The 23,466-nt window shown below is 70.1% G+C and carries 23 protein-coding genes and 3 pseudogenes; 16 read left to right on the top strand and 10 right to left on the bottom strand.

Features of this window, described 5'->3' with window-relative positions; genetic code table 11:
• The coding region (locus tag QIS99_RS23505; RefSeq protein ID WP_282515596.1) for a TetR/AcrR family transcriptional regulator at positions 1-758 on the bottom strand (758 nt) is incomplete at its 3' end.
• A gap of 241 nt (positions 759-999) precedes the next feature.
• Here QIS99_RS23505 and QIS99_RS23500 point away from each other — a divergent pair.
• On the top strand, positions 1,000-1,473 hold the full coding sequence (locus QIS99_RS23500) for an NUDIX hydrolase (RefSeq protein ID WP_282515595.1): 474 nt from the start codon (positions 1,000-1,002) through the stop codon (positions 1,471-1,473).
• A 144-nt stretch (positions 1,474-1,617) separates the two neighbouring features.
• Here QIS99_RS23500 and QIS99_RS23495 read toward each other — a convergent pair whose 3' ends face one another.
• Together QIS99_RS23495 and QIS99_RS23490 are read right to left on the bottom strand one after the other, a co-directional pair.
• Positions 1,618-2,274: a response regulator gene (locus QIS99_RS23495; protein WP_282515594.1), complete on the bottom strand. Its 657-nt coding sequence runs from the start codon at positions 2,272-2,274 to the stop codon at positions 1,618-1,620.
• Positions 2,271-3,443 carry a sensor histidine kinase gene (locus tag QIS99_RS23490; protein ID WP_282515593.1) on the bottom strand — a complete coding sequence of 391 codons (1,173 nt, stop codon included), beginning with the start codon at positions 3,441-3,443 and terminating at the stop codon, positions 2,271-2,273. The genes QIS99_RS23495 and QIS99_RS23490 overlap by 4 nt, the downstream gene beginning before the upstream one ends.
• 133 nt (positions 3,444-3,576) lie before the next feature.
• Between QIS99_RS23490 and QIS99_RS23485 the strand changes: the two genes are divergently transcribed.
• Both QIS99_RS23485 and QIS99_RS23480 read left to right on the top strand, forming a co-directional pair.
• On the top strand, positions 3,577-4,497 hold the full coding sequence (locus tag QIS99_RS23485) for an ABC transporter ATP-binding protein (protein WP_282515592.1): 921 nt from the start codon (positions 3,577-3,579) through the stop codon (positions 4,495-4,497).
• Positions 4,494-5,354 (top strand): ABC transporter permease, encoded by an 861-nt coding sequence (locus tag QIS99_RS23480; RefSeq protein WP_282515591.1) that lies wholly within the window; start codon positions 4,494-4,496, stop codon positions 5,352-5,354. Before QIS99_RS23485 ends, QIS99_RS23480 begins: the two co-directional genes overlap by 4 nt.
• Positions 5,355-5,538: 184 nt before the next feature.
• On the opposite strand, the gene QIS99_RS23475 is transcribed toward QIS99_RS23480, so the two are convergent.
• Entirely contained in the window at positions 5,539-5,946 is a 408-nt protein-coding gene (locus QIS99_RS23475) for a PIN domain-containing protein (protein ID WP_282515590.1), read from the bottom strand.
• Positions 5,943-6,218: a hypothetical protein gene (locus QIS99_RS23470; RefSeq protein ID WP_093723595.1), complete on the bottom strand. Its 276-nt coding sequence runs from the start codon at positions 6,216-6,218 to the stop codon at positions 5,943-5,945. The genes QIS99_RS23475 and QIS99_RS23470 overlap by 4 nt, the downstream gene beginning before the upstream one ends.
• 399 nt (positions 6,219-6,617) lie before the next feature.
• Between QIS99_RS23470 and QIS99_RS23465 the strand changes: the two genes are divergently transcribed.
• The 4 genes and pseudogenes from QIS99_RS23465 to QIS99_RS32380 form a co-directional block, all read left to right on the top strand.
• The gene (locus QIS99_RS23465; protein ID WP_282515589.1) at positions 6,618-6,902 is read left to right on the top strand and encodes a hypothetical protein; all 285 of its coding nucleotides are present in this window, start codon (positions 6,618-6,620) and stop codon (positions 6,900-6,902) included.
• On the top strand, positions 6,884-7,297 hold the full coding sequence (locus QIS99_RS23460) for a DNA-binding protein (protein WP_282515588.1): 414 nt from the start codon (positions 6,884-6,886) through the stop codon (positions 7,295-7,297). The genes QIS99_RS23465 and QIS99_RS23460 overlap by 19 nt, the downstream gene beginning before the upstream one ends.
• Positions 7,298-7,765: 468 nt before the next feature.
• Positions 7,766-8,077 (top strand): annotated as a pseudogene (locus QIS99_RS32385) (ABC transporter ATP-binding protein); the annotation flags it as partial.
• 47 nt (positions 8,078-8,124) lie between these two features.
• Positions 8,125-8,478: pseudogene (locus QIS99_RS32380) on the top strand (ATP-binding cassette domain-containing protein); the annotation flags it as partial.
• Positions 8,479-8,620: 142 nt separating this feature from the next.
• Here the strand turns inward: QIS99_RS32380 and QIS99_RS23450 are convergent.
• From QIS99_RS23450 to merA, 4 genes are all read right to left on the bottom strand, one after another.
• Positions 8,621-9,220 carry an NUDIX hydrolase gene (locus QIS99_RS23450; protein WP_282515587.1) on the bottom strand — a complete coding sequence of 200 codons (600 nt, stop codon included), beginning with the start codon at positions 9,218-9,220 and terminating at the stop codon, positions 8,621-8,623.
• A 212-nt stretch (positions 9,221-9,432) separates the two neighbouring features.
• The gene (merB, locus tag QIS99_RS23445; RefSeq protein WP_282515586.1) at positions 9,433-10,071 is read right to left on the bottom strand and encodes an organomercurial lyase MerB; all 639 of its coding nucleotides are present in this window, start codon (positions 10,069-10,071) and stop codon (positions 9,433-9,435) included.
• A 105-nt stretch (positions 10,072-10,176) separates the two neighbouring features.
• A complete protein-coding gene (locus QIS99_RS23440) occupies positions 10,177-10,656 on the bottom strand; it encodes a MerR family transcriptional regulator (RefSeq protein ID WP_282515585.1) in 480 nt (159 codons plus the stop codon).
• Between the two features lie 49 nt (positions 10,657-10,705).
• The gene (merA, locus tag QIS99_RS23435; protein ID WP_282515584.1) at positions 10,706-12,142 is read right to left on the bottom strand and encodes a mercury(II) reductase; all 1,437 of its coding nucleotides are present in this window, start codon (positions 12,140-12,142) and stop codon (positions 10,706-10,708) included.
• A 149-nt stretch (positions 12,143-12,291) separates the two neighbouring features.
• Between merA and QIS99_RS23430 the strand changes: the two genes are divergently transcribed.
• Positions 12,292-12,675: an ArsR/SmtB family transcription factor gene (locus tag QIS99_RS23430; RefSeq protein WP_282515583.1), complete on the top strand. Its 384-nt coding sequence runs from the start codon at positions 12,292-12,294 to the stop codon at positions 12,673-12,675.
• Between the two features lie 582 nt (positions 12,676-13,257).
• Here QIS99_RS23430 and QIS99_RS23425 read toward each other — a convergent pair.
• Positions 13,258-13,761 carry a MarR family winged helix-turn-helix transcriptional regulator gene (locus QIS99_RS23425; protein WP_282515582.1) on the bottom strand — a complete coding sequence of 168 codons (504 nt, stop codon included), beginning with the start codon at positions 13,759-13,761 and terminating at the stop codon, positions 13,258-13,260.
• Between the two features lie 298 nt (positions 13,762-14,059).
• Between QIS99_RS23425 and QIS99_RS23420 the strand changes: the two genes are divergently transcribed.
• The 8 genes and pseudogenes from QIS99_RS23420 to QIS99_RS23385 all read left to right on the top strand — a co-directional run bounded on the left by QIS99_RS23420 (position 14,060) and on the right by QIS99_RS23385 (position 23,466).
• Positions 14,060-15,505: an MFS transporter gene (locus QIS99_RS23420; RefSeq protein WP_282515581.1), complete on the top strand. Its 1,446-nt coding sequence runs from the start codon at positions 14,060-14,062 to the stop codon at positions 15,503-15,505.
• Positions 15,506-15,618: 113 nt separating this feature from the next.
• Positions 15,619-16,374, top strand: a complete 756-nt coding sequence (locus QIS99_RS23415) for an SDR family NAD(P)-dependent oxidoreductase (RefSeq protein WP_282515580.1) — start codon at positions 15,619-15,621, stop codon at positions 16,372-16,374.
• 162 nt (positions 16,375-16,536) lie between these two features.
• The gene (locus tag QIS99_RS23410) at positions 16,537-17,343 is read left to right on the top strand and encodes an SDR family oxidoreductase (RefSeq protein ID WP_282515579.1); all 807 of its coding nucleotides are present in this window, start codon (positions 16,537-16,539) and stop codon (positions 17,341-17,343) included.
• A gap of 230 nt (positions 17,344-17,573) precedes the next feature.
• Positions 17,574-18,017 carry an MFS transporter gene (locus tag QIS99_RS23405; RefSeq protein ID WP_282515578.1) on the top strand — a complete coding sequence of 148 codons (444 nt, stop codon included), beginning with the start codon at positions 17,574-17,576 and terminating at the stop codon, positions 18,015-18,017.
• 226 nt (positions 18,018-18,243) lie between these two features.
• Positions 18,244-18,387 carry a hypothetical protein gene (locus tag QIS99_RS23400; RefSeq protein ID WP_282515577.1) on the top strand — a complete coding sequence of 48 codons (144 nt, stop codon included), beginning with the start codon at positions 18,244-18,246 and terminating at the stop codon, positions 18,385-18,387.
• Positions 18,388-18,482: 95 nt separating this feature from the next.
• Positions 18,483-18,812 (top strand): annotated as a pseudogene (locus tag QIS99_RS23395) (hypothetical protein); the annotation flags it as partial.
• A 173-nt stretch (positions 18,813-18,985) separates the two neighbouring features.
• Positions 18,986-20,215, top strand: a complete 1,230-nt coding sequence (locus QIS99_RS23390) for a serine/threonine-protein kinase (RefSeq protein ID WP_282515575.1) — start codon at positions 18,986-18,988, stop codon at positions 20,213-20,215.
• Positions 20,216-20,355: 140 nt separating this feature from the next.
• A complete protein-coding gene (locus QIS99_RS23385) occupies positions 20,356-23,466 on the top strand; it encodes a helicase-related protein (protein ID WP_282515574.1) in 3,111 nt (1,036 codons plus the stop codon).

Genomic DNA, 23,466 nt, shown 5'->3' with positions numbered 1-23,466 from the left:
CCTCCGTTGCTCGGTCGATGCCTGGTCGATCGGCGGCCGTTCAGGTTCCCCTTGGGCCGTGCTCGTACGGTGGTACGGCCGCGCCAAGTGCCGGACAGAGAACGGGACATGGCTGCGGGTCCGCTGGTCGCCGTCGCCATCCATGCGCGGATGTGCCGCACCCGCCCGGCTGAGATCGCGGGCTCCGGCAGCTCCCCGCGGCGCGGGCCGGCCGCTGGAGGCTGCAACCCGTCGAGGTAGATGTCGAGTTGGCGATGCGCGAGTGCCTCGTCCTGGGAGAAGCCTGCTCCGGGCATCAGACGCGCCAAGCGAAGGATCATGAAGACGATGTCCCCGGTCACCACGCCTTCGCGTAGCAGTCCCGCCTCCCGGGCCCGCGCGATCAGACGGCCGAGGGGGCCGACGGCGTCCCGCTCCTCGTCGAACGGCTTGACGTTCTCGACCCGGCCGAAGAGTGCCGGCATGACGGCTCCGGCCTTGCTGTCCAGGGCGGCGTGCATGAAGCTGCGCAGGGCCTCGAACGGGTCGCTCTCCCGCTGCGCTGCGTCCGTTGCCGCCTCGTACAACACCTCCATGACGTCGACCGCCACCGACCGGATCAGCGCACTGCGGCTGGGGAAATGCCGGTAGAGCGTGGCGATCCCGACGCCCGCACGGCCGGCGATCTCGTCCAGCGGAACGTCCGGCCCTTCGTCCACGAACACCTGCCGGGCGGCCAGCAGAATCCGAACACGGTTGTGCCGTGCGTCTGCACGCATGGGACGCCTCCGAGGTACGTGAAGTCCGGCCGGAGACGGAGGATTTCCTCCATCTTCAAAACACCGTAAGGACAACGGGCGCCGCAAGTCCTCAACCCGATGGGAAGTGATAGGCAATCGGCGTATCGGCCTCCGGGTGTCAACGATCACGTAATTCCCCAGGCGGCCGTTTCGTGTGGGGCAGGCTGAGGTTAGAGCTCCCCGAGCTGTCGGCGGGCTCGGTGAGAGGGGGACGAGATTCATGACTGAGGTGCGGACTCGTGTCTCCGCGTATGCGCTCGCGCTGGGGGAGGGACTGCTGCTGCTGACTCGGCTGTCGGCGTCGTCGCCAGTCTTCGCTCCGGGCCTGTGGCATCTGCCGGGTGGCGGGATCGACTATGGAGAGCAACCGATGGAGGCGCTGGCGCGTGAACTCCGCGAGGAGACCGGCCTTGAGCTTGTCGATGCCCGGTTGGTCGACGCACGAACCTATGCGGCGAGGCGGGACGGAGTGGACTGGCATATGACCGGGCTGTTCTATGCCGTCGAGCTCAAGGCTGACGCGCCGGAGGTGGGCGAGGTGGACGGTTCCACTGACGCGGTGAGCTGGATCCCGCTGTCTGACCTGCGGGAATGGATGCTCTCTCCGGCCGCCGCCGATGCGGTGCGCATGCTCGGTGATGGAACCGCCTCTGCCCTGACTCCTGAAATGCCAGGCAGAGGGTCGTCGAGGTGATTCGCCTCGGGATGGGCTAGTCCGGTCCTCCGCACATGACCGATTCGGATGAACTGACGATGCGATCGGTACCTCGGTGTTGAGGCAAGCTGGAACCGCTGCGCGGGAAGCCGGCCGACCGCGGCTGGCTGAGGTGCTTGGTGTTCAGCGAGGTGGCGTTACCAGGCCGATCTCGTAGGCGGTGATGACAAGTTGGATTCGGTCGCGGGCTTCGAGTTTGGTGAGTAGCCGCGCTACGTGTGCCTTTGCGGTGGCCACGCTGATGTAGAGGTGGGCGGCGATCTCGCTGTTGGACATGCCGCGTCCGACGAGGGTCAGTACCTCGCGTTCCCGCTCGGTGATGTTCCCGACTGCTCGTGGATGCGGGGCTGGTTCGGGGCGGGCGGCGAACTCTGCGATCAGGCGGCGCGTGACGCTCGGGGCGATCAGGGCGTCTCCGGCGGCGACCACGCGGATAGCCCCGAGGATGTCGTCCAGTGCCATGTCCTTGACGAGGAATCCGCTCGCACCCGCTCGGAGCGCGCCGTAGATGTACTCGTCGTCGTCGAACGTGGTGAGGATAAGGACGCGCGTCGCTCCAGCGGCTGCTGTGATCAGCTCGGTGGCCTCGATGCCGTCCATGCCTGGCATGCGGATGTCCATCACCGCCACGTCGGGCTCGGTGTTCCGGACCAGTTGGACCGCTTCGGCGCCGGTTCCAGCCTCTCCCACGACGTCGATGTCGGGGGCGTCGGCCATCAGGACGCGCAGACCGCTGCGGACCAGCGGCTGGTCGTCGGCAAGCACGACGCGGACCGTCATGAGATGTGCACTCCTTCGGAGAGGGGGAGCCGGGCTGCCACGCGAAAGCCGCCCTCGGGTCGCGGCCCGGCGGTGAACTGGCCGCGTAGCAGGTTGACGCGTTCCCGCATGCCGGTGATGCCGTATCCGGTGCCGGAGGCGGGGCCGCCGCGGCCGTCGTCGGCGACCTCGATGGTCAGTTCGCCGTCTTGGTAGCCGATGGTGACGCGGCAGTCGGGGGTGTCCGCGTGGCGTACGACGTTGGTGAGGGCTTCCTGGACGATCCGGAAGGCGGCCAGGTCGATATCGGGAGGTAGGGGCCGTCGTTCTCCGAGCCATCGCACGTCGACATGGACGCCCGCGCCCTTCGTCGACGCGGTCAGCCGGTCGAGGTCGGCAAGGCCCGGGGCAGGCTCGCGCGGCGCGGCCTCCGCCCCGGGGTCCGGTTCGGTGCGCCGCAGTGCGCCCAGGGTGCGCCGCAGCCCGGCGAGGGTTTCCCTGCTGGTGTCTTCGATGGTGGCCAGCGCGTTGCGGGCCTCGTCCGGCTGTGTGTCGATGACCCGGCGTCCCACGCCTGCCTGGATGGTGATGACGCCGATGCTGTGCGCGATCATGTCGTGCAGCTCACGGGCGATCCGGAGCCGTTCGGCGGCGACGGCTTGGGCGGCGGTCTGCGAGCGCAGTGCCGCGGCGTGTTCTCGGCGTTCGCGAACCGAATGGCCGGTCATCCAGGCGGCGGCGAGCGCCAGGACGAGGACCACGACCGTGCGGGCGAATCCGTCCGTCCCGGTCCCGAGGCGTGCGGCAAAGGCGACCTGTACGCCGAGCGTCGTGACGGCAGCGGTGACCGCGATGCGGCGCGGCCGGGTGGCCACGATGTATCCGGCGGCGAGGTCGTTCGCCACAACCAGCAGATACACGACCTGCCAGAACGGGGTTGTCGTCGCCGTGACGTACGTACCCAGGAGCATCAGTGCCAGGGCCGGCAGTGGACGGCGGCGCAGCAGTCCGAGAGGCAGAACCGTGACCGCGGCCGCCGAGACGAAGGGCAAGCCGGGGGAGTCGAAAGGTGTGCCGCGTGCCGCGAAGAACAGCGCGAACGGGTAGGCGATCGCCCCGCACCAGGCCAGAGCCGCCCGCACGGCCGGCCGCAGGTGCCAGGACAGCAGGGGACGCGGCTTGGCGGACATGAGGTGATCGTAATCGCCTGACCAGCGGCGGAACATTGGCCCGTGGGCGTACGCCCACGGGATACCAGCCCTCCCGCGAGTGCAGCCGACGGGCCGATGCCGGACGGACACCCTCCCCGGCACCGTTGGCCGGGTGATCGAAGTCAACGAACTGACCAAGCGATACGGCAAGACCACTGCCGTCAACGGCCTGACCTTCACCGTGCGCCCCGGGCACGTCACCGGGTTCCTCGGTCCCAACGGTGCCGGCAAGAGCACCACGCTGCGGATACTCCTCGGCTTGACCGAACCCACCAGCGGCACCGCCACCATCGACGGTCACCTGTTCCGGGACCACCCGCGTGGCCTGCGCCGTGCCGGTGCCCTGCTCGACGCCCATGACGTCCACGGCGGTCGCAGCGCAGGGGCCTATCTGTCCGCCCTGGCCCGCAGCAACGGTATCCCGCGGCGCCGGGTGGACGAGGTCCTTGAGGAGGTGGGACTGGCTTCTGCGGCCCGGCGCCGCATCGGCGGTTTCTCCCTGGGCATGAAGCAGCGGCTCGGCATCGCCACGGCTCTGCTCGGCGACCCTCCGGTGCTGCTGTTCGACGAGCCTGTCAACGGCCTGGACCCGGAGGGCGTGCGGTGGGTACGCGGCCTGTTCAGGCGACTGGCCGCCGAGGGGCGCACCGTGTTCGTCTCCAGCCACCTGATGAGCGAGATGCAGAACACTGCCGAGCACCTGATCGTCATCGGCCGGGGCGAGCTGATCGCCGACGAGAGCGTGGCGGAGTTCGCGGCCCGCGGCACCCGCCAGAGCGTGGCCGTGCGGACGCCTGATCCCACAGCGCTGGCAGCTGTGGTCGAAGCCGAGGGCGCTTCGGTACAGCCGGACGCCTCGGGCGCCGAGGGGTTGCTCACCGTGATCGGTCTGAGCGCGGCCCGCATCGGGGAACTTGCCTCCCACCACCGCATCGTGCTTCTTGAGCTGGCCACCCGCACCTCCTCACTGGAGGAGGCGTTCATGGAACTCACCGCCGACAGCGTCGAATACCTCGCAGGAGAATCCCGATGACCTCAACCACCGCGCAGCAGACGGCCGTCTCGACCGCCGTGCGCGCCACCGAGCCCGGCGCCCGCTTCCGGGACCTCCTCGCCGCCGAGTGGATCAAGCTCTGGTCGCTGCGGTCCATTTCCTGGGCGTTCGGGGCCAGCGCGCTGGCCGTCCTCGCCATCAACATCAGCGCGGCCGTCGCGGACTACAACAACTGGCCGACCTACAACGAAGGGATCCGGGCCCTCTTCGTTCCGATCTGGGCCATGCGGGACGCCTTCACCATCGGCGCCTGCATGGTCCTGATACTCGCCACCGGCAGCATTGGCGCCCTCACGATCGTCGGCGAGTACAGCAGCGGACAGATCCGCACGACCTTTGCGGCAGTACCGGCACGCCGATCAGTCGTAGCGGCCAGGATGGCCGTCGTGACGGCAGTCATGCTCGTCTACGGCACGGTCGTCGCGGGAACCTCGTTCGGCGTGACACAGGCCATCCTGTCCGGTCGGGGCATCGGCCTGTCCCTCGGCTACCCCGGCGCGCTCCGCGCCGTCGCGGCGTCCACGCTGCTCGCTCCGGTGTGCGCGCTCGTCGGCATGGGCCTCGGCGCCCTCATCCGGCACACCGCAACCACCCTCGTGACGTTCACCGGCATTCTGCTGCTGCTGCCGTTTCTCCTCAACGACCGCCACCGCTGGTCCTCCGCCGTCCTCCACGCGCTGCCCCGCAGTGCGTGGGAACGACTGGTGCAGACGGGCGACCCCTTCGGATCGGCCCCCTACCCGGCGACCATCAGCGGGTCGTGGATCGTTTATGCGGCTTGGCCCCTCGCCGCAGCAGTCGTCGCTGTGGTCGCCGTCCGCCGACAGGATCTGTGAGTCCACAGTGCCTGGCTGTCCAAGGTGTACACCGGGCCGCTGCAGCAGGCTCTTACCCGGCCTCACCCTCACCGTCTACACCGCCGAACCCGGCTCACCCTCCGAAAGGGGGCCTGCGCCTTCTGGGCAGCCACAAAAGAAGCCGCCGCTACGGAACCCATCGACAAAGGGGCAGACGCCGAGCTCAGACGTCCTTGATCTGTACGCGGTCGCCGCACAGTTTCGACCAGTCGTCGCGGTCCGAGGTCAGAACGAGCACGGGCGCCGGGGAGCGGAGCGCCATCGCGGCGACGAGGGCATCGATGGCGTACTTGTGGCCGTGCAGGCCGCCGGCGTCGCTCAGCAGCTGCACCGCGGTGAGGCTGTCCGCCTGGGTGACGTCTTGGACCTGAAGCCTGGAGAGCACCCAGCGCAGCCGGGCAGTATCTGTCTTCCCGTAGACGGCCTCCACCACCGTCAGGGCCGACACGAGGACGGGCACGCCTATGCGCCGAGCGGCCTCGATCCGGGTAACCATCTGGCGGTCGTTGCGCAGGAGCAGTGACAGCGCCTGGGAGTCCAGAACCAGGGACCTGGCCGCGGGTGCCTTCATGCGGCGCTGTCGCCCGACGCGTACGGCGCCGGTGCGTCACCGAACAATTCGCGCTGCGCAGCCTGGACCTCGGCCTCGCTCAACGGTTCGTGCTCGGCTTCGTAGGCCGCCACGATCTCGGCGAGGCCGTCCATCGCCAGCTGATGCCGGACGGCCGCGGTGACGTAGGCGGACACACCACGCTTGCCGGTGCGCGTGCGCAGAGCACCGAGGAGTTCCGAGGGCATCGAGACGGAGATGTTCTCCGTGCCACCGGGGCGGGGTGACTTCATGAGGTCAGTCTAGTACATGAACTATTACAGCGTTGGGGTGCTGTGCAGCCTCATCGTTGATGCGTAGGCTTGGCGCCCCGAATCTTCTCGTACTTTGTCGCGGCTCCCGTGCTGGGATGGTGCTGGGATGCGCCTACATTTCCGCAGGTCAGAGGCTTGTGGTCGAGTTCCGCTTCAACGTGTAGCGGCTGACGGTGGCTGACGTGTCACCACGTCGCTGATCTGGCAGACGTACAGGTCAGAGAGGGTCCGGCTCTTCGGGGTCGGGCCCTTGGTTTTTTCCCGTGCTGGGATGGTGCTGGGATGGGATGAGTGGCCCGTGCTGGGTTGTGTGCTGTTGGGTGCTTGTGGGCGGCGCGGGCCATGGCGCCTTTCCTACTCGTTTGACACACTCGGGGCATGAGTGAGACGGCGTACAGCATCGGGGAAGGGCCGGCGACGCGGGTGAGCCTGTCGCTGCCGGAGGGGACCGCGGAGGCAATCCGGGCGCGGGTGGGCAAGCGGGAGTTCTCCGCGTTCATCGCGGAGGCGGTCGAGCGTGAGCTGCGCGGGCAGGTTCTTGACGAGTACCTGGCGGACTACGAGAACCGCAAGGGGCCGGTCTCCGAGCCGGCCCGCCGGCAGGCGCGGCAGGTCTTCGACGAGGTGTTTACCGAGGAGGGTGAATGGCCCGCCGCAGGCTGAGCCACGAGGGGACGCTGATCCTCGACAGCGAGGGACTATCGAACCTGCTCGCCGACGACGAGCAGGTGGTGGCTCTGATCGCTGAAGCGCGCTCGCGCGGCATGGAGGTGGTGATCAGTGCGCTCACCATCATCGAGGCCGTCCACGCCCGTACGAACAAGTCTCGCCTCAACTGGGTGCTCTCCGGATTGCGCGTGGTCCCGGTGGGCGACGAGGAGGCGAGGGCGGCCTCGAAGCTGCTGATGGATGCCGGTTTGCACGGGCACAAGTACGCGATCGATGCGGCGGTCGCCGAGGCCGCGCTGCGGCAGCACCGCCCTGTGGTCATGCTGACCTCCGATATCGACGACATGACCCAGCTCTGCGGCGATCGGGTCCGGCTCGTGGCGGTGTGATTTCCCTTTTGGCCTGCGGTGTAAAGGCCAGTCCCATTGCGCTACGCGAATTTCACAGGTGACGTTGCAGATCGCCGCTTGCTGCTGCCTTTCGAGGGGTGGTCAGGGAGTGGTGGTGGAGCTACAAGTATTCGGCGGATCCCCGGTTTCGGTAACCGGGGATCCGCCGCTGTGTTGCCGTCCCCGAAGCGGGAACAGCTCGTGCTCCGGGGTGGGTGGAGCAATTCTCGTGAACGCACAGCGCGGTGGGCCTTGCCCGCGCAGCGAGCACCTCCTTCTCGCGGCCGGCATCGCTGTGGTGCCTCAGCGCGTACCGAGTACGTTGCACGTCACGTTGCGCATCCGCCTCTGAACGGCCACGCAGATACCAGATACCAGATACCGGTGTGAGGACCCTCGATGGACATACCGCACGACAGCACACCGGCTCCCGAGCCGGTCGCCGTAGCTCCCCAGCCCGCCTGACGGCTGCTGCTCGGCTACGCGCGCCCGTACCGCTGGGCGCTGCTCGCGGGCGCACTGCTGGCGCTCCTCACCGGCGCCTCCGGGCTGGCCCTGCCTCTGGTCGCGCGCGAACTCATCGACGACCTCGGCCACGACCGCTCCATCGCCGGGCCGCTGCTGGTGATGACCGGTCTGGTGCTGGCCAACGCCGGGATCGGGGCGGTGGGTTCGTATGTGTTGCAGCGCACCGCCGAGTCCGTGGTCCTGGGCGCGCGCCGGGCGCTGACCTCGTATCTGCTGCGGCTGCGGATCTCCGCGGTGGACCGCAGCGAGCCCGGCGACCTGATGGCCCGGGTAACCTCCGACACCACGCTGCTGCGCTCGGCCTCGACACCATCGTGGGCCACCGCGGCACCAAGCTCTCCGGTGGCGAGCGCCAGCGCGTGGCCATCGCCCGCGCCCTGCTGCGCCGTCCCCGCCTGCTCCTCCTCGACGAGGCCACCAGCCAGCTCGACGCCGTCAACGAAGCCGCCCTGCGCGACACCGTCGCCAACGTCGCCCGCACCACCACCGTGCTCGTCGTCGCCCACCGGCTGTCCACCGTCACCACGGCTGACCGCATCGTCGTCATGGACGCCGGAGAGGTACGCGCAGTGGGCGACCACCGAGAACTCGTCACCACCGACCCCCTCTACGCCGAACTCGCCGCCACCCAGTTCCTCACCGCCGTCGACTGACGCCTGACACACCGCTCTGCCCGGCGCAAGGCAGCCGGTATGGGCTCACTCGGATACTCAGTCGGACGCTCAGCCGGTGCGGCACGCTGAACCTGCTGCGACTCGACTGTCTCGGCGCAGGCCGTCGAGTGTGCGGCGGCGGTCAGCGTCGCCGTCGCATGCGGCGCTCAGCGACGAGTGCCTGGTCCATCAGGCAGCCCACGATCTCCTTGCGCCGCCAGGAGAGGAAATCGACGGCACGATGGGGCGGAAACAGGCGCCGGGCCACCGTCTCGTGCTCCGGCCGCCACGGATCGAGCTCGACCCGCGCCCACCAGCGGGTCTGGTAGTGGCTTGTGGGCCCGGCCGGTGCCTGGGGATCCCACACGTGCTGGCAGGCGAGGTAGCTGCTGCTGGTCACCCGGGCGCACGCTTCCTCGGCGACCTCGCGGGACAAGGTTTCGGACGGATCCTCGCCGGGTTCGACCTGGCCGCCGGGGAGATTGACGAACCCGTCACGGAGGACCACCAGCACGACCTGCCCGCCGGGCGTGAAACAGAAGCCGTAGGCCTGGGTCACGAGCCGTGGCGGCGGACGCCAGCCCGGCGCCATCAAGGTGAACGTCGCGGGACGGTCGACCTCGTCGACGGGCTGCGGGTCGACGCGAGGATCAACAGGGCCTCCCCGAGCATCCGTAGCAGAAGCATCGCCTGGTACAGCGGAAGCATCGCCTGGCACAGCGGCATCCCAGTTGTCAGTCACGGTTCCTCCGTCGCACGCGGGCTGTCACCTCACACTTCCCCAACGGCTGCCTGCGACCGACCGCCGAGCACAGCCGGGTCGCCGTTGGCTCCCTTCCGGGCGGGGCCGTCGCGTTGCCGCTGCCCGAGGATCCGCCCGGCGGCGGGCGCTCGCCTGACGTGCCTGCCCGGACCCCCGTTCCCGGGCAGGAACGCCTGTGCGTGTTCAGCAGTTCAGCAGTCCGTCCGAGCGCCACAGGAGCGGATCTGCTCGATGAGGGGGCGTCCGACGTCGTAGGCGTCGGCGACGGGCAGAACCTCCGCCTCGGGGTGCTCGGTGAGCCAGTCCTTGGCGGCGTCGGCGCCGGCGAAGAAGTGAACCTGGTTGCAGAAGGCGGCGCGGACCGAGGCCGGCGCGTCAGGGGTGACCACGGAGACGACCGCGGTGGCCGGCTCCACGTCGGTGGGCCCGTCGGGGGTCACGGTCAGCCGGACCGGCTCCCCGGTGGCCCGGCAGGGCGACGTCACCTGGGCGGTGTGGCCGATGACGGCCGGGAAGACCAGGGTGTCCATGGCGCACCAGGCGTACAGGGTGCGGCCATCGGCCTCGTAGCGGTGCGGGGTCGGGTTGTGGGTGAGACCGTTGCCGATGATGCGGCCGGCGGTGTCGTACTCGGTGTCGGGCATGTCGGCCAGTGCCTCGCGGATTTCCTGCACGGTGCGGCCGGCCTGGCGCGCGAGGCGGTCGATGGTGACCGGTGCGCCGGTGGCCAGCAGCGTCAGCAGGGGCCGCAGGAGCCAGAGCTTGACGCCGGGGGCGCGGTTGACGGTATCGGTGAAGCGGGTGGCGAGCTTCTGCGTGTCGGTGTCCACGGCGGGTTCTTCCCTTCCCTGAGTGTGGAGTGTGGATGGGGTCGATTCCCTGAGTGTGGATGGGGTCGATACGCCGGACCGTAGGGTCTACCCCCGGGGTGAGGGTCAAGTACGCCGGTCGCAGCCGTGCGGATCACCGGGCCGGCGCAGGTCACCCTCCGCCAGGTCCGTCTGGTGCTCGGCCTCGAACTTCTCGATCCGGTCCAGGATCTGCTGCTGGGCGGCGATGCGCTGACGCATGCGTTCGCGGGAGCGGCGCAGCAGCTCCGCCAGGTGCGAGCCGACCATGCGCCCGGTGCCGTCCGCCCCGGTGGTGGTCAGCCGGCGGATCTCGGCGACGGTCAGTCCGAGGCCACGCAGTTCGCCGATGAACCGTACGCACCACAGGGCATCCGTGTCGTACAGGCGGTAGTTGGCCGGGCTGCGGCCGAGGGTGCAGATCAGGCCGAGGTCGGTGTACTCGCGCAGCGCCTTGACGGTCACGCCGGTGCGGCGGGACAGCTCCCCGACGGTCATCGCGCGCCTGCGACGCGCAGGCTGTGCAGGTCGGCTCGTGTCCATGAGCGCCTCCCTGTTCGTCTCCATGAGCGCCTCCCTGATCGTCTCCATGAGCGCCCTGTTCGTCGCCGTCTGCTCAGCCCGCGCAGCAGGAGAGCCTGGCGACGTCCGCGGTGAAAGTCTGGGCGGTGAGCTTGAGGGCCTCGGCCATGGTCAGGTACGGCGCCCAGGTGTGGGCGAGCTGGTCGACGGTCATCCCCGCGCTGATCGCGTAGGTGGCGGCGGTGATGAGGTCGCCCGCGCCGTCGGCGATCACGTGGACGCCGAGTACGCGACCGGTGCCGGCCTCGGCGACGAGCTTGACCAGGCCGCGGGTGTCCCGGTTGGCCAGCGCGCGCGGCACGAACTCAAGCGGCAGGGCGCGGCAGTCACAACGGATTCCGGCCTCGGCCGACTCGGCGTCGGTCATGCCGACGGCGGCGATGGCCGGGCTGGTGAAGGTGACGCGGGGCAGCGCCGTGTAGTCCAGGGTGCGTTCTGTCCCGGTCAGGGCGTTGTCGGCGGCCAAGGTGCCTTGAGCGGCCGCGACGTACACGAACTGAGGGCCGCCGGCGACATCCCCGGCGGCCCAGATCCGCTCGTTGGTGGTGCGCTGGTACTCGTCGACGACGACTTCGCCGCGTATCCCGGTCTTCACCCCGACGGCGTCGAGGTTCAGCCCCTCCGTGACCGGCCGGCGGCCGGTGGCGATCAGCAGCTGCTCGGCCCGCAGCTCGGTGCGGGCGCCGTCGCGGCGGGCGGTGACGGTGTAGCCATGCTGGTCACGCCGGACGGCGGTGAGGGCCGCGCCGGTGTGGACGGTGATGCCTTCGTCGGCGAAGACTTCCTCGATGGCGGCGGAGACTTCGGGCTCCTCGGACGGGGCGAGCCGGTCCAGGGCCTCGATGACGCTCACGCGGGTGCCGAGACGGGCGAAGAGCTGGGCCTGCTCCAGGCCGACCGCGTTCCCGCCGACCACCACCATCGACTCCGGCAGGGTGTCGAGTTCCATCGCGGTGGTGGAGGTCAGGTAGCCGGTCCCCTTCAGGCCGTCGACGGGCGGGGCCCAGGGGGCGGATCCGGTCGCGATCAGGTAGTGCGCGGCCTCGATACGGCGGCAACCGCCGTCGCCCAGCGCGATGTCCAGGAGCGGGGCGTCGGTGGTCCCGGTGAAGGCAGCGATGCCGTGCACGTTCTCCCAGCCGTAGTCGGCGGCCAGGTCGGTGTACTTCTCCGTGCGCAGCTGGGCGACCAGGGCGTCCTTGCCGCAGATCAGCGCACCGAAGTCGACGGGGGCGTCGGCCGGGGCGAGTCCGGGGAAGCGTCCGGCCGCAGCGGCGGTGTGGCGGGTCTCGGCGGCGGCCAGCAGCGCCTTGGACGGTACGCAGCCCACGTTGACACAGGTGCCGCCGGTGGTGCCGCGCTCGACCATCACCACCCGCCTGCCCTGGTTGGTGGCGGCGATGGCGGCGGCGAAGGCCGCCGAGCCGGAGCCGATGACCGCCAGGTCGATGCCGGATTCCGTCCAGGTCACGGTGCTGCCCTCCTCGTGCGGAGCCCCCGCGATTCCGGGGCCACTGCTATGGCCCCTGCTATGGCCCACTGCTATGCGTCTTGCCGAATAGCTCACTGCCCCCATACTATGCGGATAGGCGAATAGTTCCAGTTGTGGAGGCCGTACGTATGCCCCAGCGCCTTGACGCCCCCGCCGCGACCCTGCCGGCGGCTACCGATGAGGTGGCGTGCACCCATCTGGACACGGTCGCGAAGTTCTTCCGCGCCCTCGCGGACCCGACCCGGCTGAAGCTGCTGGATTTCATCCTGCGCGGCGAGCGCACCTCCGCCGAGTGCGTCGAACACGCGGGCATCTCCCAGCCCCGGGTCTCGGTCCATCTGTCCTGCCTCGTCGACTGCGGCTACGTCACCGCCCGCCGGGACGGCAAGAAGCTGCGCTACTCCGTCGGCGACCCGCGCGTCGCGGACCTTGTGGTACTGGCCCGCTCGCTGGCCGCGGACAACGCCGCCGCCCTGACCTGCTGCACCCGCATCCCCGGCAACCAGGACTGAGACCCTCGGGGCGGGCGCGAGGAGTGGAGCCGGAGCTGAACGAGGCCGGGTGACGTTTCCGTTCTCGGTCCGGGTTGTCGATGGGGTTGTCCCCCGTGCGGGCCCTCCCGTCTTCCGGGTGGCCGTGCGGGTGGCCAACTCCATTCCGCGCGGCCGGCGCACGCGACCACCATGAAGGCATGTCGCACGCTCACGACGTCCGTTCCCCCGACGATCCGGCACGCTCTCCGGGGCAGTTGCCCACCCTCCGCCGCCGCACCGTCCTGGCCACCGGCGCCGGCGCTCTCGGCGCTGCGGGCCTCGGCGGCGCTTCGCCGGCGTCCGCCCAGCGACGCCGACGCTGGGCTGTTCGGGTCGCTCTTCAGCGCCGCCCTCGTTGCCGGGCCGTCGCGATACGAATCCCCTGCTCTGTCGGCTGACCGACGGCCGTCACCGCCCTCCCCGGCCACGGCGACCCCGACGTGCGGAAACCGAGGCCGCGCGGTAGCACATCCGAACCCACCCGGGCGTCCTGCGAGTTGGCGACTCCGGGACTGTGCGGGTGGGGCAGGAAGACAGCCGGGCGGCTCCGAGGCCGCCCGCTCAGTCCGTGGATGACGGGCCGGGCGCCCGGCCCGTGCCGGCCCAGGCAAGTCCCTCAAGCTGCTCGATGCCATGGTTGAACTCGATCATCAACGTGAGGAACTGCTGGGTACGTTCTTCACCCCACCCCGCCGCCTCGATCAGCCGAGCGGCCCCCGCCCGGCTGATGGCCCGGTCCGCTTCCAGCCGCTCCAGGCCCAGAGGGGTGGGGCGGAACGTGCGGGCACCTCCCTTGGTGGCGGCTTCCAGGCGTTCGACGAGGCCATGCTTGAGCATGGCGCCCACCTGCCGGTTTATGGTCGACACGTCGGCCTGGAACGTGTGCGCCAGCTCCTTCAGCGTGAGCGGCTTCCCCGTTTCCAGCCGGGTGAGCAGCACATACGCCGATCGGTCGAGGCTCTGTCCGATACGTGGGCCACGCGAGGCGATGAAATGCCGTGACATCAGGGTCAGTTCGCGTTCCAGGTCGCCCAGGCGGCGTTCCTGTTCGCTCGGCTCCGTCATGTGTGCACGTGTTCCTTCCGCTGCTTGTCGCCTGAATCGTTGCGGTACCTTGTGTATGTAACATGCACATCGTACCGTGGTCTTCGCCTGCTGAGAGTTCTCCCGCCGCAGTGCCCAGTGGCGCAGAGCGGACCGACGCTGCTCCGGCGTCAGGGCGGACCTTTGCTCCGGCGCGTCGTTCGAGCGATGCAGCGGACGTGCGAAGGCGGAGCCGGACAGCCGCTGACGGCGTGCGCGCTCAGCGCACCGTACATTCCGGCCCGCATGCGTGGGCCTGCACCTTGCAAGGAAGTGCCTCGTGTCAACCAGTACCGTCCGCACCGCCGGGGCAGGGGCGGTCACCGCCGTGATCACCCTGAGCTGTGTCGTGATCTCGCTCATGCAGACGTTCATCGTGCCGATCATCCCGAAGCTGCCTCAGCTGTTGGATACGGACGCCTCCAACGCCTCCTGGGCGGTGACCGCCACGCTTCTCGCCGCGGCCGTGGTCACCCCGATCGCCGGGCGTCTCGGCGACATGTACGGCAAGCGCAGGGTCATCATCGCGAGCCTGGTCCTGGTGGTCGTCGGTTCCGTGCTGTGCGCCGTGTCCGACAGCCTGCTTTTGGTGATCACGGGTCGGGCACTGCAGGGCCTGGCCACCGGTGTCATCCCGGTCGGCATCAGCTTCCTGCGCGACGTGCTGCCCGCCGAACGTGTCGGTGGTTCCATCGCGCTGGTCAGCGCCGCTCTCGGTGTCGGCGGTGCCGTCGGTCTGCCCGCCTCGGCCGCCATCGTCCAGTACGCCGACTGGCACGTGCTGTTCTGGGTCGCCGCCGTACTCGGGGTCATCTGCCTCGCGCTCGTCGTGGTCCTGTTGCAGGAGTCCCCGAACCAGTCTCCGGGACGGTTCGACATCCTCGGCGCAAGCGGTCTCGCCGTGGGTCTGGTGTGTCTGCTCCTGGCCGCCACCAAGGGCGGCAGCTGGGGCTGGACGAGCGCCTCCATCCTTGGCCTGTTCGCGGGCGGCGTCGTGATCCTGCTGGTCTGGGGGGCGTACGAGCTGCGCGTCGCCCAGCCGCTGGTCGACCTGCGCGTCGCCGCACGCCGTCCCGTGCTCTTCACCAACCTGGCCTCGCTCATGGTCGGCTTCGCCATGTACGCGACGTCGCTGGTGCTGCCGCAGCTGCTCCAGTCGCCGTCCGCGACCGGGTACGGCCTCGGTCAGTCCGTGCTCGCGGCCGGTCTGGCCCTGGCGCCGAGCGGCCTCGTCATGATGGCGTTCGCGCCGCTGTCCGCCCGGATCACCGCCCGGCACGGCGCCCGTACGACGCTGCTGACCGGCCTCTGCGTGATCGGTGTCGGCTACGGAATCGGGCTTGGGCTCATGGCGGAGGTCTGGCAGATCATCGTCATGTCGATGATCGTCAGCGCCGGTGTGGGCATCGCCTACGCCGCGAGCCCGGCCCTGATCATGGGTGCCGTCCCCGTGACCGAGACCGCGTCCGCCAACGGCATCAACTCCCTGATGCGTTCGGTCGGCACGTCGTCGTCCAGCGCGGTCATGGCCGCGATGCTCGCCAACATGACCGTGCAGCTCGGCCCGGTCTCCGTCCCCACCGAGCACGGCTTCCGCATGACCTACGTCGTGGCGATGCTCGCAGCAGTCGTCGGTATCGGTTTCACCTTCCTCATTCCCCGGGTCCGCCGCGCCGCGGCCCCGCAGAACGCCACCCCCGCCCAGGCCACCGGCACCCCTCGCTGACCACCGCGCCTTCGGAGCGCAGGTGCCGGACCCCGTCGCAGAGTCCCACGAACCCCTCCCGTCACTCGGGTGGACCGCCTGCGACGCAAGCACACACGAAAGGAAAACTCGTCATGACCTCACGCACTCTGCAGGGCAAGTCGGCCATCGTCACCGGCGGCGCGTCCGGTATCGGCGGCGCCATCACCAGGCTGTTCGTCGCACGCGGCGCCCGGGTCGTCGTCGTCGACCTCCAGGAGGAGGCCGGGCAGGCGATCGAGAAGGAACTGGGCGACGCCGTGGTCTTCCTGCCCGGCGACGTCTCCGACCGGACGGTCGCCGACACCGCGGTCGCCACCGCCGTCGACCGCTTCGGCTCCCTGGACGTACTGGTGAACAACGCGAGCGTGTCGCGACAGAAGCCGTTCGAGGAGCAGACCGACGACGACTGGAACCTCGCGATGGACACCGGCCTGTACGCCACCCGCAACTTCATGCTCGCCGCCCTGCCGGAGCTGAAGAAGACCGGCAACGCCAGCATCGTCAACTTCGGATCCGGCGCGGGCCTCAACGGCCAGCCGAACCAGGCGTCCTACGCGGCGGCGAAGGAGGCCATCCGCGGCCTGAGCCGGGTCGCCGCCAACGAGTGGGCGACGTTCAACATCCGGGTCAACGTGGTCTGCCCGATGGCCCTGACCGCGGGCGTCGCCGCCTGGGCCGACGCCCGCCCCGAGCAGTACGCCCAGTCCGCGGCGTCGGTGCCGCTGGGCCGCTTCGGTGACCCGGACCGGGATGTCGCCCCCATCGTCGGCTTCCTCGCCAGTGACGACGCCCAGTACATGACCGGGCAGACCGTCATGGCCGACGGCGGGTCCGTGAAACTCCGCTGATCGGCCTGATCGGCCTGATCGTCGGACCACCGGCCGCTGAGACCCGAGTACGCCAACACCAAATAGCAACCGAACAGCCCACACCGAACAGCCAACACCGAACAGCCCACACCGAACAGCCAACACCCAATAGCCCACCCGAAACCACCAGGAGCAACCCTCATGGGAACCATCGCAGTCACCGGAGCCGCCTCGGGCATGGGCGCCTCGATCGCTGCCCGGCTCACCGACCAAGGACACCGCGTCATCGGTGTCGATCTGCGCGGCACCGACGTGGACGCCGACCTCGGCACCCCGCAGGGCCGGGCAGCCGCGGCGGTCGAGGTCACCCGCCTCGCCGACGGGCGGCTCGACGGCTTCGTGCCGTTCGCCGGTGTCTCCGGCGGCGCCGGCCGGCCCGCGAGCCTGCTGGTCTCCGTCAACTACTTCGGTGCCATCGGGCTGTTGGAGCAACTGCGCCCGACGCTGGCCGCCGCGGGGGAGTCCTCCGTGGTGCTCGCGTCGTCCAACTCCGTCACCACGCAACCCGGCTGGAACCCGAAGCTGGCAGAGGCATGCCTGGCCGGCGGCGAGGAAGCGGCACGCGCCCTCGCCGACTCGCTGACGGACGAAGGCGGCGTCCTCACGTACCCGGCGACGAAGGCGGCCATCGCCTACTACACGCGCACCCGCGCCGCCGACTACATCGCCGACGGTATCCGCCTCAACGCGATCGCGCCGGGGTTCATCGACACGCCGATGACGCAGGCGGCCCAGAAGGATCCGCGGACCGCGGCCGGTGTCGAGGCGTTCCTCAAGTCCATCCCGGCGGGCCGGGCGGGCTGCCCGGACGAGGTCGCGGAGCTCGTGCTCTTCCTGCTGTCCGCCAAATCCGGGTACTGCGTCGGTACGTTGATGTACTGCGACGGCGGCCTGGACGCCAGGCTGCGCGGCCTGGACTGGCCGAAGGCGCGGACGCCGGAAGCCTGACGGGCCGAGGCAGGGCAAGGGGCGTTGGGCCGCTCGACGTGCGGCTCGACAGCCGCGCTGCCCAAGCATCGCCTGACCACCAGGCTCCGTGGCGCCCGGGAGTTCCTCGGCGAGGGGCAGGAGGCGTACAGGAGCCTGACCTGTCAGGGCCTGTCGGCAGGCAGCGCGAGGGGGATGTGTCCGATGGCGCGGCCGAGGGGGTCAAGGAGCCAGCCCATGCGCTTGGGGGTGTGGAGGATGATGGTCCGGTCCTCGACGGCCAGATGGGGCAGACGGTCGGCGAGGCTTGCCTCGAGCCCGCCATGGCCTACGCGGACGGCCTGGCGGTGTTCATCGTCCTCGCCACCGCCGCGGTCTTCGCCGTGTCGAGCTACATGCCCATCCTCGCCGTCCCGGTGCGCAGCCTGTCGGCCCAGCAGATCGGCGTGGCCAGCGGAGTCGTGCTGTTCGGCGGCCAGCTCTCGGGCATCGTCGCGCCCACCGTCATGGGCGTCCTCGCCGACGCCTTCTCCTTCCAGGTCGCCTTCGCCTTCCTCGCCCTGGGGGCGGCGATCGCCGCGGTGATGGCCTGGTTCACCCCGCAGGACACCGCTGCCCTGCTCGCCACGGCCGATGCGCACATCAAGGCCGGAGCCCTCGCCGATTCTCCTGCGTACGAAAAGGACCTGACATGACGTCGACCGAACACCCGCTGCTCGCCGGCCTGCCCGCACTGCTGCCCGGCTTGCGGGAGCTGTACGAGGACCTGCACGCCCACCCCGAGCTCTCCTTCCAGGAGAAGCGCACCGCGTGGTCTCCGCCTACTTCGGCGGCCGTTCCACATGGACCGTCTGAACGCCCCATTCCGCCTCGTCACTTGAAGATCACCTGTAGGCGAGCCGCAGTACTTACGGAGGACCCATGCCCAACATCGCGCAGAACCTGTCGGAGACGGCCCGTCGCCATCCGGCCCGGCCCGCCTTGCGCTTCGACGGCCACGTCATCACCCTGCCCAAGGGACAGACCGGGAAGATCCTCAAGCGGGAGATCCGCCCGCCCCGGTGACCACGTCCGGCTGGGGCTTTGGAGCCGGGAGAGCCATGGCGCACCACTGACATCTACGTTACTAACATCATTGTTAGTGTCATGCGTGGAGGCCGGTGGTCACCGGCGGGCTGCCGCTGATCTGCGCGGAGTGGCCGCGCGGCGCAGGGCTGTGGGACTTCCTCGGCGAGGCGCTGAGTGATCCGGTCTCGGCGCTGCTGGTGTCGGCCGAGCGCTGGAGCTGCTTGCGAACATTCGTCGGCTCCATCAAGTGGCAGGAGCAGTCCCCCTTCGACCGGCACGACCTGGCAGCCCTCCACCGACACCGGGCCGCTCTCACCGACGAACCCGTTCCGGTCGTGGCGGTCTCGCGGAGCGGAGTCGACTGCCCGGGGCTCGACGCCGCCTACGGCCCCGGCGATTTGCTCACGGCCTGGCCGTTGTGAGGGGCGGGTTGCAGGCGAGTCCACTCGTCGGCGCCGGCAGCCGGCGAGGCGGGAGCTGTCGTGCTGGGTCGCCGACCGCATAGGCTGCACAGAACTGCGCCGTGGGGGCCGAGCAGAGCGCTGAGGCCGTCCGGGCAGAGAGAAGACGCACAGGCGGGGGAGGCCGGGCAGTCGTGGAGCCACTGAGGGACGACGATCCGCAGACCATCGGGGCGTACACCCTGATCGGGCGGATCGGTGCGGGCGGTATGGGGCAGGTCTACCTCGCCGAGTCGTTGGCGGGGCAGCAGGTCGCCGTGAAGGTGATCCGGCCGTCGGTGATCGACGAAGACGCCCGGAAGCGGTTCCTGCAGGAGGTCGACAGCTCGAAGACGGTGTACGGGCCGTTCGTGGCCGCGTTCATCGCGGCCGATGCCTCGGCGGACCGGCCGTGGCTCGCCGTGGAGTATGTGGACGGGCCTGATCTGCGGACGTTCGTCAGTGACCGGGGTCCGCTCGCACCGGCGGAGACGGCCAGTCTCGGAGCGCTGCTCGCCGAGGGGCTCGGCACCGTGCACGAGGCGGGACTGTTGCACCGCGACCTCAAGCCGCAGAACATTCTCCTCTCGCCGTACGGGCCGAAGGTGATCGACTTCGGTCTCGCGGTGCTCGCCGAGCGGCGTTCCGCGCTGACCGCGACAGGGGTGGTCGTCGGCTCCGTGCTGTGCATGCCGCCTGAGCAGGCGCGGGGCGAGCGCAAGCTCGACCGTGCCGCCGACGTGTACGCGCTGGGGGCGTCGCTGCTGTACGCCGCCACCGGCCACTACCCGTACACGGGTCCCAACTGGCAGGCGGTCGCCCTGCAGATCGAGGACCCGCACACCCCGCCGGACCTCAGCGGTCTTCCGTCCCCGCTCGAAGCGGTCATCGTGCCGATGCTGGCCCACGATGCCGCTGAGCGGCCGACGTTGGACCGGGTCACAGCCGGCCTGGTCGACGTCGTCCGTGGCTGTGGCCTGACACCGGCTCAGGCCAAGCGGCAGCTGACCGGCCACATCTCCCTGCCGCACACCCGACCGCCCGCGCCGCAGACCGTGCCCCTGCAGGCGTCTCCCGGTTGGACCGGCTATACACCGACGTTGGTGGACGTGGCCGCGAGGGAGGACGACGCGGTCCCCGCGCAGCCCGAGCCCGAGCCCGAGCCCGAGCCCGAGCCCGAGCCCGAGCCCGAGCCCGAGCCCGATGACCGGGAGGGCACAGGCGCGGAACTCCCCGGCCCTGCGGATGGCCCGGCGGTGGACGGAGACCGCTCCCGGCCGTCGGCTCCTGGGGCGCCGAAGACTCGTTCGAGCGCGCCGTTGCAGATCGCCGAGTGCCTGCGTGCCGCGTACGCACGTGAGGCGCCCTTCCTGCCGCGCCGCTGAGCGACGTTGCGCGTATCAGGTGCGGGGATCAGGTGCGGGGATCAGGCGCCATCGACCGCGTGGAAAACTTGATCCCCGCGTTGGCAGGCATTCGTAGGCAAGCGCAGGCATTCCCGGCGTTCACGACGGAGGTAGGACGGGTGGCAGAACAGGGCGAGAACCGATACCCGCCGGGCGCCCAGATCCTCGTACGCGATGAGGAGTGGCTGGTCAAGAACGCCACCCCGCCGGGGAAGGACGGCGCGCGGATCGAAGCGGTCGGCGTCTCGGAGTTCGTCCGCGACGAAGAGGCGGTCTTCTTCTCCGGCCTCGACGACGTTGAGCTCGTCGATCCCGCGCAGACCCGGCTGGTCCCGGACACCTCCTCCTACTTCCGCCGGGGGCGGCTGTTCCTGGAAGCCGTGCTGCGCAAGACCCCGCTGCCGCAGTCGGAGCGGGGCCTGGCGCTCGCGGACCGCTTTCTGCTCGACCCGCTCGCCTACCAGCAGCGGCCGGCCGAGCTCGCGCTGGCGAAGGAGAACCTGCGCCCGCGCATTCTCATCGCCGATGTCGTGGGTCTGGGCAAGACGCTGGAGATCGGGCTCACCCTGGCCGAGCTGATCCGGCGCGGCCGGGGCGAGCGGATTCTCGTGGTGACGCCGCAGAGCGTGCTCGAACAGTTCCAGCACGAGCTGTGGACGCGCTTCGCCCTTCCGCTCGTACGGCTCGACTCGCTCGGGATCCAGCGCATCCGGCGGGAGATCCCGGCCGGCCGCAATCCGTTCACGCACTACAAGCGCGTCATCATCTCCGTGGACACGCTGAAGAACATCGGGCAGTACCGGCACCACCTGGAGCGGATCCGCTGGGACGCGGTGGTCATCGACGAGTCGCACAACCTGATCAACCCCGGCAGCCAGCGCCGGGCCCTCGCCGAGATCCTCGCCCCGCGCACCGATGCTCTGCTCCTCGCCAGTGCGACCCCGCACAACGGGGACAAGCGGTCGTTCGCCGACCTGGTCTCGCTGCTCGACCCCGCTGCGATCTCCGACCCGGAGCAGTACGACCCGGTGCGCGACCTCGGCCACCTCTACCTCCGGCGTACGAAGATCAGTCCCGAAGTACGCAACGAGATGGGCACCGAATGGGCCGACCGAGGCCCCACCCGCTCGCTGCACTGCCCCGCCAACCCGGCCGAGGAGCGGATCTTCGCCGAGTTGACCGAGCACTGGCTGGGCGCTCCGTCCGGCAGCACGGAGTTCGGCACCGCCGACCGGCAGAGGGCGATGGCCGGCAGCGACCGGCTCTTCGCCTTCAACCTGCTCAAGTCCTTCCTCTCCTCCCACAGGGCCCTGGCCGAAACGGTCGGAAACCGGGTGAAGGCGCTCGACAAGAGGGAGCGCGAGGCGCGCGCGGCAGGGCAGGTGCCCGACCCGGCCATCGGCCCCGAGCGGGCGGCGCTCGACCGCCTGCGGGAGCTCACCGACGCCATGGGCGACGGCACCGCACCGGGGGACACGGCGAAACTCGACGCGCTCGTCGAGCAGTTGCAGGACATCGGGGTGGGCCCGCGGTCGGCCACGCGGGTCGTGGTCTTCTCCGAGCGCGTCCGTACGCTGAAGTGGCTCGCCGAAGTCGTGCCGGCCCGGCTCGGCTTCCCCGTGGCCGACGACGGCGCCGCCAAGGCCGTACGCGTCATGCACGGCGGCCTGAGCGACGACGAACAGCAGAAGGTGCTGGAGGAGTTCGGGCTCGCCGACAACGCGGTGCGCCTGCTGTTCACCGGCGATGTCGCCTCCGAAGGCGTCAACCTGCACCGGCAGTGCCACCACCTGATCCACTTCGACATCCCGTGGTCACTGATCCGCATCGAGCAGCGCAACGGGCGCATCGACCGGTACGGGCAGCAGCACGAGCCGCAGTTCCGGGCCATGATCCTGACCTCCGTGCACCCCGGCGCGAAGGATGACCGCACGGTCGCGGAGAAGCTCCTCCAGCGCGAGGAGGAGGCGCACAAGCTGAACGGCACGGCCGAGGCGGAGACCGGCTACTACCGCGCCGACGAGGAGGAGCGCAGGCTGATCCGCGAACTGGTGGAGGGCGGCACGGTCGAGGACTTCCTGGCGTCGGCGCCCGCCGCGGACGGCGACGAGGGCGGTGAGATCCTCGCCGACCTGTTCGGCCAGGTCGACACCATCACGGAGCAGGAGCTGCCGCCGCGTGCCGAGACGGTCTCGCTGTTCACCGGCGACGGCGCGGCGGCGCAGGATCCCGCCGCGGCCACCGCTGCCTTCGTCGACACCGCGCTCGCCGAGCTGTACGAGGACCAGGCCGCGTCGGCCGTCGGACTGACCCGGGAGACGGACTCCGACGGCCGGCTGCTCCTCGGCCTGTCCCCGGCCAAGGCGCCCGACCTGCTGCACCGGCTCAAGGCCCTGCCGCCCGCCTACCTGAAGGAGAAGGGCGTGGCCGAAAGGATGCTGGTGACCTTCGACCGCGCGCTCGCGCTGCGCAAGCTCACCGAGGCCCGCGAGTCCACGAACACCATGTGGCCGGACGTCTCCTACCTCACCGACATCCATCCCGTGGTGGAGTGGCTCACCGACAAGGCGCTGGTCCGGTTCGGCCGGCAGGAGGCGCCGGTCATCAGCTCCCCCCACGTCGACGAGCCGGTCTTCCTCGTCCAGGGGATCTACTCCAACGCGCTCGGCCGGCCCACCGTGGTCCGCTGGATGGCCGTCACCGGACTGCCCGGCACTCCGCGGGTCGGCCCGATGGCCGAGGCGCTCGACCGGGCCCGGGTCGGGCCGCGCCTCGCCCGCACCGGCGGCCCCCGGGACCTCGACGGACTCCAGGCGCTGGTGCCCGCCGCCGTCGATGCGGCCCGCGACCACCTGGAGAAGTCCAGGGGCGAGTGGGAGGACGAGATCAGCGAACCGCTCGCCGCGTACCGCAGGCGGGTCGAACGCTGGCGTCAGGACACGCTCCCGCGGCTCGGCGAGTCGGCTGCGACCGGCCGCCGCGAACGGCAGATCGAGGACACCGCGGACGAACTCACCGATCTCCTCGACCAGTTGACGACCTCCGGCCTGCCGCTGCTGCGGGTGCTCGCCGTCCTCGACCGGCCCGCCGCCACCGAAGGCAACCCCGCCCCCGAAGGCAACCCCGCCCCCGAAGGCGCCGCCGCCACCGAAGGCACCGAAGGCAACGCCGCCACCGAAGGCAACGCTGCCACCGAAGGCACCGATCACGACGACCCGGCGGAGATGTGA

It is taken from the genome of Streptomyces solicavernae (assembly GCF_029968095.1).
GTDB lineage: Bacteria > Actinomycetota > Actinomycetes > Streptomycetales > Streptomycetaceae > Streptomyces > Streptomyces solicavernae.
Note: the sequence above shows the minus strand (reverse complement) of the source record. Positions and strands in the feature narration are given on the sequence as shown.